General features: G+C 53.9%; 11 protein-coding genes. 1 reads left to right on the forward strand and 10 read right to left on the reverse strand.

All coding sequences use genetic code 11. The features are described from left to right. The 7 genes from L692_RS27550 to yyaC form a co-directional block, all read right to left on the reverse strand. The coding region (locus L692_RS27550) for a hypothetical protein (RefSeq protein WP_415752750.1) at nt 1–452 on the reverse strand (452 nt) is incomplete at its 3' end. 358 nt (nt 453–810) lie between these two features. Then, nucleotides 811–1,200, reverse strand: a complete 390-nt coding sequence (locus L692_RS0101785) for a hypothetical protein (RefSeq protein ID WP_025696655.1) — start codon at nt 1,198–1,200, stop codon at nt 811–813. Nucleotides 1,201–1,389: 189 nt separating this feature from the next. Further along, on the reverse strand, nt 1,390–2,586 hold the full coding sequence (locus L692_RS0101790; RefSeq protein WP_036721410.1) for a class I SAM-dependent methyltransferase: 1,197 nt from the start codon (nt 2,584–2,586) through the stop codon (nt 1,390–1,392). A 74-nt stretch (nt 2,587–2,660) separates the two neighbouring features. After that, complete coding sequence (locus L692_RS0101795) at nt 2,661–3,467, reverse strand: PhzF family phenazine biosynthesis protein (RefSeq protein WP_025696659.1); 807 nt, start codon at nt 3,465–3,467, stop codon at nt 2,661–2,663. Further along, nucleotides 3,464–4,138 (reverse strand): DUF6483 family protein, encoded by a 675-nt coding sequence (locus L692_RS0101800; protein WP_025696661.1) that lies wholly within the window; start codon nt 4,136–4,138, stop codon nt 3,464–3,466. The genes L692_RS0101795 and L692_RS0101800 overlap by 4 nt, the downstream gene beginning before the upstream one ends. Nucleotides 4,139–4,401: 263 nt before the next feature. Next, nucleotides 4,402–5,193 (reverse strand): alpha/beta fold hydrolase, encoded by a 792-nt coding sequence (locus tag L692_RS0101805; protein WP_025696663.1) that lies wholly within the window; start codon nt 5,191–5,193, stop codon nt 4,402–4,404. Between the two features lie 78 nt (nt 5,194–5,271). Then, nucleotides 5,272–5,811, reverse strand: coding sequence for a spore protease YyaC (gene yyaC, locus L692_RS0101810; RefSeq protein ID WP_025696665.1), 540 nt, complete (start codon nt 5,809–5,811; stop codon nt 5,272–5,274). A 269-nt stretch (nt 5,812–6,080) separates the two neighbouring features. Between yyaC and L692_RS0101815 the strand changes: the two genes are divergently transcribed. Next, nucleotides 6,081–6,305 (forward strand): DUF1128 family protein, encoded by a 225-nt coding sequence (locus tag L692_RS0101815; protein WP_025696667.1) that lies wholly within the window; start codon nt 6,081–6,083, stop codon nt 6,303–6,305. Between the two features lie 245 nt (nt 6,306–6,550). Here the strand turns inward: L692_RS0101815 and L692_RS0101820 are convergent, their stop codons facing one another. From L692_RS0101820 to L692_RS0101830, 3 genes are all read right to left on the reverse strand, one after another. Further along, a complete protein-coding gene (locus tag L692_RS0101820; protein ID WP_025696669.1) occupies nt 6,551–7,345 on the reverse strand; it encodes a DeoR/GlpR family DNA-binding transcription regulator in 795 nt (264 codons plus the stop codon). Between the two features lie 90 nt (nt 7,346–7,435). Further along, entirely contained in the window at nt 7,436–8,350 is a 915-nt protein-coding gene (locus tag L692_RS0101825) for an ABC transporter permease (RefSeq protein ID WP_025696670.1), read from the reverse strand. Beyond that, nucleotides 8,334–9,067, reverse strand: a 734-nt coding sequence (locus tag L692_RS0101830; RefSeq protein WP_025696672.1) for an ABC transporter permease, incomplete at its 5' end; no start/stop codon positions are given. The genes L692_RS0101825 and L692_RS0101830, both read right to left, overlap by 17 nt.

The following is a 9,067-nucleotide window of genomic DNA, read 5'->3' on the forward strand; positions in this document are numbered from 1 at the left end:
CGCAGCAGCTCATTCATGGTTCCTTGTGCCGACAGCGGACCTTTCAGCCAGGCGGCGGCATACAATCCAGCCATCATCATCGGCCCGCCCAGCATAACCGTCTGAGCCAGGTTCCCTTTTCCCGCAGCTTTGCCTCCCTCCGCCCGTTCTGAATCTCCCGAGAGTCCGCGCTCCGCCTTCCTCGCCCTGCCAGTATACCCGAATCCTCCTGACTGCCGCTGAGCGTCCCCTTGAAGTCGGCTTGCCGCAGCAGCTCCGCACAGCAAGAACCAGACGGTCAGAATAGGATACCAATCCTCAGAGAAAAACAGTCCCCGCCTCAGGCAAGCCGCTGCCGCAAGCCCAGCAGCCATAACCGCGCATAAATCCGTAAACCCTACCTTTGCAGTCCACTTTTCGCACCTGCCGCTCTTTCGCATCACTTTGTCTCCCGAGTGGTTGATTAGCTTCATTGTTGCCGGTTTTTCCCCTTGGGAAACCACATAATCCTCTATACGTAAAAACGCCTCGAAGCCGAAGCTCCGAGGCCAGTTGAATCCATCCATATTATGAATATATATAGAGATCAATATAGAACTCAGCATTAATTTCACTAACAAACTCGATGAAGTCATGGTTAAAGTACATTGACGGCTTTACATTATTTTCTACACATACTCTTTCCGGGTATCCCATCTCCTTTAACCCAATATTTCGTCGGAATGACCTGCAATCGATCTGTAGCTTCAGTGGGACAAAAATCCTCACCAATAATATTAAATTGAACTTTAACGTTTGTATTGTCCATTTATTTCCTCCCACCATTTAATGTTACTCCAAAGTGCATATGTTAACTATTTCTAAATCTTTTGCCAATACCCATCCACTTAGCCCGTATGAAGAGAAGACCACATAGTAGATATACTTCTCACTAAGAAGTATATTGTAGAGTTCCTCGCTTGTTTTATAATCTAAAGGCCAGCTAGATTTCTTTTGTTTCTCCAACAGGTCAAAATTGTTTCTTATAAAATACTCCAACTCGTATTTCTGAATATCCATGATGATACTGCCTTCTAATTGTGTTTCAAACATATGAGCTAACACTCCACTAAACAAAACCTGAGTTTCGGATGCATGATCTCCAACAGTCAGCAAAGTCAGAGTATGATTTTTTAAATTTACTTTATAAGATATGATTTCGTTATCGTGAATATCAGACAATGCCCTTCGCTCCTTTACTATTATTTGCTTCTCTTACCGTTTACCCATTGATATCTATGTGCTTTATGTCCAACTACAGCATTATGATTATTATAAGGTTCCCCTGCTCTCAAGCAATAAAAAACAGCCTCCCACACAGAAGGCTGCCCTTTCCCAACCGGGATCGGCGTATATATTTTGCGGTAAATTTCAATGAATCTTCGATTCGGCTGCATCCCCGGGAAGCAGGTCGGCGCAGGCGCGCTCCAGGTAAGGCTTTGCGCCCAGAAAATCGCGGAACGCCGCATATTCGCGCCATTTGGCGCGAGAATCGCCGCCGCCGCTTTGTACCGCTCGGATCAATATATTTTTGGGCGTGTGCTCCATATCGATAAATTCGAGGAGTTGGGTGCGGTAGCCCATGAGGTCAAGCAGCTTTGCCCGGATCGCGTCAGTCGCAAGCGCCGAGAAGCGCTCCTTGAGAATGCCGTGCGACAGCAGTGGCTCCATGATTTCATTGTCAATCTGGGCGAACAGCTCATGCTGGCAGCAAGGCACCGACAGGATGACCGAGGCGCCCCAGCGCACCGCTTTTTCCAGCGCGGCGTCGGTCGCGGTATCGCAGGCATGCAGCGTAACGACCATATCCACCCGGTCCAGCTCGTTGTACTCGGCAATATCGCCGACGAGAAAAGAGAGCTTGTCATAGCCCAGCTTGTCCGCCAGAGCGCCGCAATGGGCAATAACATCGGCTTTGAGATCCAGTCCGACAATGTTCAGCTCCCGCTTTTCCCGAACGGCCAGATAGTGATACAGCGCAAACGTCAAATACGATTTGCCACAGCCGAAATCGACGATGGTAAGCGGCCTGCCCGCCGGCAGAGAAGGCAGCACGTCTTCGACCATCTCAAGGAAGCGGTTGATCTGGCGGAACTTGTCATATTTCTTCGCATGCACCTTTCCGCTGTCATTCATAATGCCAAGCTCGATGAGAAACGGCACCGGCTCGCCCTCCTCCAGCACATAGCGCTTGCGACGGTTGTGGGAGAGGTCTGCGGCCGCTTTTTTCGTCGGCGGTTTGGTCAGGATCGTCACTTTTTGCTTTTTGCTGATGAGCACCTGGTAATCCGCTTCCGCCGTACAGAGCAGCCCCTGACGGAAAGTTTCGCCCAACAGCGATTCTAGTTCCTTCGCCGCAGATTCGGCGGGAATATTCCTATGCTCCACCTGGGAGCCGGTATAGTAGGCAAACTGGTAATGCAGTCCATTTTTAAGCTGCACGGGCTTGATGCCCACTTTGGTATAAGGGACGCCTTCCTTTTTGCGCAACTGGCTCAGAGTTCCCGCAATCAGGGAACGGTCAGTGGTGATTCGTTCAATCAGACTAATCAGGGATTCCACAATCATAACCCGCTTTCAATTAATAAAATGGAGCCTACGTTGTCTTGGCGGCTGACGTTTGATTCCTCCATCGGCTCACTCTAGGGCCGGGCATGGAACAATCCGCTGACCACCGTCACCGCCTGCCCGGTCAGGAAGACTTTGTCTTCGCTTAATTTCAGCTTGAGTACGCCGCCGCGACGGGACGCCTGGTAAGCGGTCAGTTCCCGGCGCTTCAGCCTCTCCGCCCAGAAAGGGGCCAGAGCCGTATGCGCGGAGCCGGTTACCGGGTCCTCGTTCACGCCAATGCCGGGCGCAAAGAAGCGGGAAACAAAATCAATCCCCTCCCCGCCGCCCTCGGCGGTTACCGCAACGGCACGGGGCGGCAGGCCCTTCAGCGCGGCGAAGTCCGGGTTGAGGCTTCTTACCGCAGATTCATCAGGAAGGCGGACCAGCGCGTTATCGGCATAGAAAAATACTTCTTCCATATCCTTATCTTCCACTCCAAGCGCGGCTGCAAGCCCTGGAAGCGGCTCCGCCGGGATCAGCTCGTAAGCGGGGAAGCACAGCGTAATCCCGCCTTCGCTCCGCTCCGCCGTCAGCAGACCGCTCAGGGTGTGAAATTCCGCCCGCTTCTCGCGAGGAAGGCGTCCGGTCTCCCACAGGGTATGGGCGCTGGCGAGCGTAGCATGCCCGCACAGCTTCACCTCGGCCGCCGGAGTAAACCAGCGGAGCCGGTACCCTCCGTTCTCCGGCCACAGAAACGCCGTTTCCGACAGATTCATTTCGGCAGCCGTCCGCGCCATGAACTCTTCGGAGGCGGGCTGCTCCAGCAGGCATACGGCCGCCGGATTGCCCGCAAAGGCATGCTCGGTAAAGGCATCTACAATATAAATGGGGACGCTCATGAGGTACCGGTCTCCTTCGTCTGTCTATTCAGCTTAAGCCACTCCTGCCGTCCCTGCCTTACTTCCTCTAGCGGAAGATTGCCCCGCTCCAGCTCGCCGGGATCTTTGCCCAGCAGCCGGTCATACAGCTCCTCGCCTTCCTTCGCGACCGGCTCGCCCTGCTCCAGCAGACGGTAGAGCGAATCCTCCGCCTTGCCATAGCGCCCGATGGATTCCATATAGGCCATAAGGAGCCGTTCGGTCTTCGCCGGAAGCCGGTAGGCCTCCACCTCCCGCAAGCAATCGTCAATTTCCTTCGGCAAACCCAGCAATTCAAGGTCGGCGCCGTGAAGCGCGGCATACAGATACAGGTGCAGCGCCTTCATCATCCTTGGCAGCGCTTCGGGAAGATTGCCCGCAGACGCATGTACAGTTCCCTCTTCATACAGCAGGCGGGCCATTCCCTGGAGCTTGTCGCTTTCTATTCCTCCGCCCAGGCGGAACATTTCAATAATATCCTCCACGGACAGCGAATTCAGCAGGCGCGAGTTCAGCCTGAAATGCTTGTTCAGCAACTCGTCTACCTCCCATAACGCTTCCGTGGTCTTACGCTCCTGCTTCAGAGCAAATACCTTGGCGATCATGCCCGTCATGTCCTCGATCATCCGGACGAGGTAATCTCTGCGGAACATCCGTTTTTCCTCCCTCCGCAGTATAAGCTTTACGGTTTATCTTAACCCATTATCCCGTGCAATTCCACCGCTCTGCCGGCGCGCGAAATTTGAGAAAGAGAGACTGGTTCCAATACCTTGGCGAAGGGGGTTTTAAAAAGCATATGTTGAGGCGGGGACAAATTCGAGGATCTGGTGCACTTCGGAGCGACCCGGACTGACTATGAACATGAACGGAAAAAAGCGAAAAAAGAGGGCATGCGCCCTCTTTCATACATTCACCGTTATTTTACCAATACGGCCGCAAAATCCTTAATCACATCGGCCAGCTGCTCCGGCTCTTCAAACAGGCTCATATGGCCTGCGCCGGAAATGACCGCCTTCGTTATGTTCCGCTTGTCCGACGTAAAGGTTCTCTCCACCGGCACCAGACCGTCCTTCTCGCCGGCTACAAGCAGAATCGGCAGCTCGCTGGCGGATATCACATCGCGCCGGTCGGGGCGCTCCCGCATGGCCAGGGCGGCGCCAATCGCTCCCTGGGGCGGCGTCTTGAAGCCAATCTCCCGGACGCGCTGCAGCAGCTCCGGCGAGGATTTCGCCGTCTCGGGCGCGAATAGTCCGGGCACGAATCCATCTACAAAATCGGTGATTCCCTCCGACTGGATCGCAGCGACCGCCTTGAGCCGCTTCTCCTTCGCTTCGCTGCTGTCCGGGTAGGCGGTGGAATGAATCAGCCCGAAGGCATTCAGACGCTCGGCATACCGCTGCGCGAACGACAGGGTGATATATCCGCCCAAGGAGTGGCCCAGCAGCGTAACCTTTGGAATATCCAGAGCGTCCAGCAACGCAAGCACATCATCGGCCATTTGTTCAATCGTATATGCGCCAAGAGGCGCTTCGGAAGAACCGTGTCCCCGCAGATCGGGCGCTATAACCCGGTAGCTCCCGCTCAAAATCGGGATAACCTTCTCCCAATATTCCGCGCTGCCGCAGAAACCGTGAAGCAGAACAATAACTTCGCCCTGCCCTTGATCGCTGTAGCAAATGTGGCTTCCCTCGCAACGCACCGTTTCCATGACAGCCTCCTTCTATTTCTTATAATCTACCTGATTAGGTAGTAATTATTTAATCCAAACCGGCGGAATTGAAACTCCTCATCGCACCAGACCGAATCCCGAGGCCGCTGCGGCGGCAATCGCTTCCGCCATGCCCATCACTCGGTAAAGCGGCGTGGTCTGAAGCGTCCGGTACGGCCTCGGTCCACTTGCGTCAACGACGGCGGCCAGGCTGTAGCGGCCGACAGCAGGCAGACTCCGCCCTATCGATCTTGCGGGATGCAGCGGCTCGCCGGAAGCAAAATAATAGCCCACGGCAGCATGCGGCCCGAGGCAGGCGTCCACGGCGATAACGACTAGCTCCGGCGGAATTTCTGCGATCCGTTTCGTTAAATTGTCAGCGTCGCAAGGAGACGGAAGGGTGCCGACAACATGCGGGAACCCGTATTCCCGCAGTCGGCTACCCGTCAAAGGACCCAGCGCATCGCCCGTAGAGCGGTCCGTTCCAATACAGAGGAAGGCAACCTCTTCCGGTAAATACCTGTCCGAAATTTCCCGAAAGAACGAAACCAGACCATGCGCGTCCTGTTTCCGCCTTTTCCCTTCAGGGCCATATTCCCCGATTGCCATTTCCGTCATCTCCTCCCTCTTCCCACTATGCTTGGCAATATCCGCTCCCGGCAAGTGAAAGCTGCATGATTCTCCAATTTTCTTTCCATTCTACAATAATCCGCTATCAGTGAGAAGAAATGAATCTTCGTCCCGGGAGGCCGTCCCGCCCCGCTAATGAGCATCATTCCAGGCAGTCTGCGGCTAATGGCTTAATATTGGACAAAGCAGGATGCCTCCGTGCGGCAATCATGGTAGAATGGAGGACAAACAGTTAGCGAAGGGATGTTGCGAAGACTATGGATTTATCCAATCCGAGCCAGAACAATGTGGAGTATATGATTGAGGGGATTAAAGCCAAACTGAAAATGGCCAGCGCGGCTGCGATGCAGTCCTCCGCCTTCTCGGTCGAGCAATACGAGGATATCAAGGATATTTACGAGGTGGTCATGAGCAGTGACAGGCTCAGCATTTCTCAGGTAGAGGAGATTGTCTCCGAGCTGGGGCGTCTGCGGCAGAAATAGCGCCGCCCTGTCCTCAGAGGCATTGGGGAGGCCGGCCCGGGTGATACGCGGCGGAAGCGCGGTGAAGCCCGTTGATGGGTCTGACGGCTTTCTTGCGCCGCTGCGGCCTCCTGTCCGGGCAGCCAAGACCCTAACGGCACGAAGCAGCTTCTGATAGCCGCCCCCGGATTTTAAGCCGATAGAGCATTCCGGGCGGGACCATCCGGCCTGGATAGCGCCGATGAACGGCAGCCAGACGCCGGCGATTATTGAGCCGTCTCCCATCCGTCTGGCGGCAGCTCCCGGTCATCGTACTCAATATTGAGCCGTTCAAATAACTGAACCCAGTCAGCAGGCAGCTTTTTGTCCACCACAACCTTGTTGATCGCCGTAAAATCGGCAATGAACATAAAGCCCAGCTTGTTTAGCTTGGTGGTGTCAACCGCCAATATTTTATACTCCGCATTCTTCAGCATAATTTTGCGCATTTCGGCTTCATATTCGTTGGAATCCGAAATCCCTTTATCCGGATGAATACCGGAGCATGATATGATCGCCGTATCCGCAAAATAGTTGGACAGCGCCCTTGTTGCCGCATGCCCGACATACGACAGCGAGTGCTGACGCAGAATGCCGCCCGTCGAAATAATCTTGATGTCTTCAGCGGAGGATAGCTCCATCTGAGCCTTGAAGGAATTCGTAATCACCGTTAAATTTTTTTTGCTTTTGATTTTCCTGGCGATGTGAAGAGAAGTGGTGCTGGAATCCAGCATCAGCGTATCCCCGCTGTTGATCAGATCGACAACCTTTTCACCGATCCAATCCTTGCCCTGAAGATATGCGCGCTCCCGAATACCAACCGGAATGTCGGACGTAATGCCTTCATCAATAAAAGCCCCGCCGTGCGTACGGGTCAGCAGATTTTCCTTCTCCAGCTTGCCTAAATCACGCCTGATTGTCTCTTCCGAAACGTTTAGCGACTTGCTAAGCTCCGTAACTAATACGTATCCCTGCTCCAGCAGCATGTTAATAATCTTAGTCCTTCTCTCAGCGGCCAACAATTGTAATCCCACCAACTCGCACAGTTTATTTTGAGTGTACCACAGAAGCCGCAAGACACCAATTGTTATTGAAATCGCGCGGCCGATGCATTATCTGGAGCTGCTGGAGCCTCCGTGCAAATAGCTTTTATCCTTAAAAAAGAACATCGCTGCAATCGTGACGGCATAAGGAAGCATCATCGTAAACGGTGTCGGCAGCCATAAGCCCTGCATCCGTACACTGAGCGCGTCCATCAGGCCGAAGAGTAAGCTTGAGCCCATAATACCGAGCGGATTCGCCTGACCCAGCATCATGGCTACTAGAGCAATAAAGCCTCTTCCGGATGTCATCCCTTCGGCAAACATTGTCACCTGTCCAAGCGAAAGCTGGGCTCCCGCCAGCCCGCACAGCACACCGCATGTCAAGACGGCCGCATACTGGTAACGGCGCACCTTAATGCCTGTGCTCTGAGCGACAATCAGGCTTTGTCCGACCGAGCTGAAGCGGAAGCCTGCTACCGTCCGGTACAGAAACAAATGGAGAACGATCACGAGCAGAAATGCGCTGAATACAATCGGGGAATACCCGGATAGGACCTCGCCCAGAACAGGGATCTTGCTCAAGATCGGAATATTCCATAGGGGCAGCCCCTCCATATCTTTATTATAGTACGCCCCCTTCACGTGAAAGATCGCGCTTAGTAAAAAAGTCGTCAGGCCCATGGCCAGGAAGTTGATGGCTATCCCGACCACAATGACATTCGCCTTCAAATGAATGGTGAAATAGCCGTACAGGAGTGAAAAAATCAGCACGCAGCCAACCGCGAACAAAACGGCAAGCCCCAGATTCCCCAGGAGGTAGTTGCCAAGCACCGCTCCGAATGCCCCGACCAGAATCATTCCCTCCAGACCCACATTAAAGAGACCGGCCCTCGCGCAGAGCGCCCCGCCCAGGGCGGCCAGGAGAATAGGCGTCACCATACGGATTATGGAATTGAGCAGAGAGATATCAATGATTTGATTCATATTTTCCCCTCACTTTTCTCCGCCTCATAAACGAATAGCTGAACTTGACCGATATGAATAAAATGAGCACGGCTTGAATAACGGTTGACAATTCTACCGGGATATTTGTGTTCCTCTCCATCCCTGCCGCACCAGTCTGAAGCGCCGCGAGCAGAACGGAACAGACCGCTGTCCCGGCAGGATGGGCATTCGCAAGCAGCGCCGCCATCAGCGCGGTCCATGCATAACCCGGCATCGTCAAGGCGCCGTCTACGAAACGATACTGCATCCCCAGCACCTCAACTCCGCCGGCCAGTCCGGCCAAGCCGCCGCTGGCAAGCATGCTGAAGAGCATGAGCTTCAGCCGGTTAATGCCGCCGTAGAGAGCGAAAGACGGATTTTGACCGAGCATCTTCACCTCATAGCCAATAATCGTGTAACGAAACAGCAGAACCGAGCAAATCGTCAACCCGGCAGCAAGCAAGAATCCCGCATGCACGCTCATCCCGTCAACCAGCTTGGGCAGCCAGGCGCCCTGAACGATCATGGAGGTCTGCGAAAGCCCCGCCGAGCCGCTGGTGTCCTTGAATGGCCCGGATACGATATAACCGGCGAATAGCGTTGCAATATAATTCATTAATAAGGTCGAAATCAACAAATTCACTTTATACTTCATGTCCATCCAGGCGGCAAGCACCGACCACAGCCCGCCCGCCGCAAAACCGGCACACAGCGCGA

Origin of the sequence: Paenibacillus forsythiae T98 (genome assembly GCF_000520735.1) — a bacterium.
Taxonomy (GTDB): Bacteria; Bacillota; Bacilli; order Paenibacillales; family Paenibacillaceae; genus Paenibacillus_AQ; species Paenibacillus_AQ forsythiae.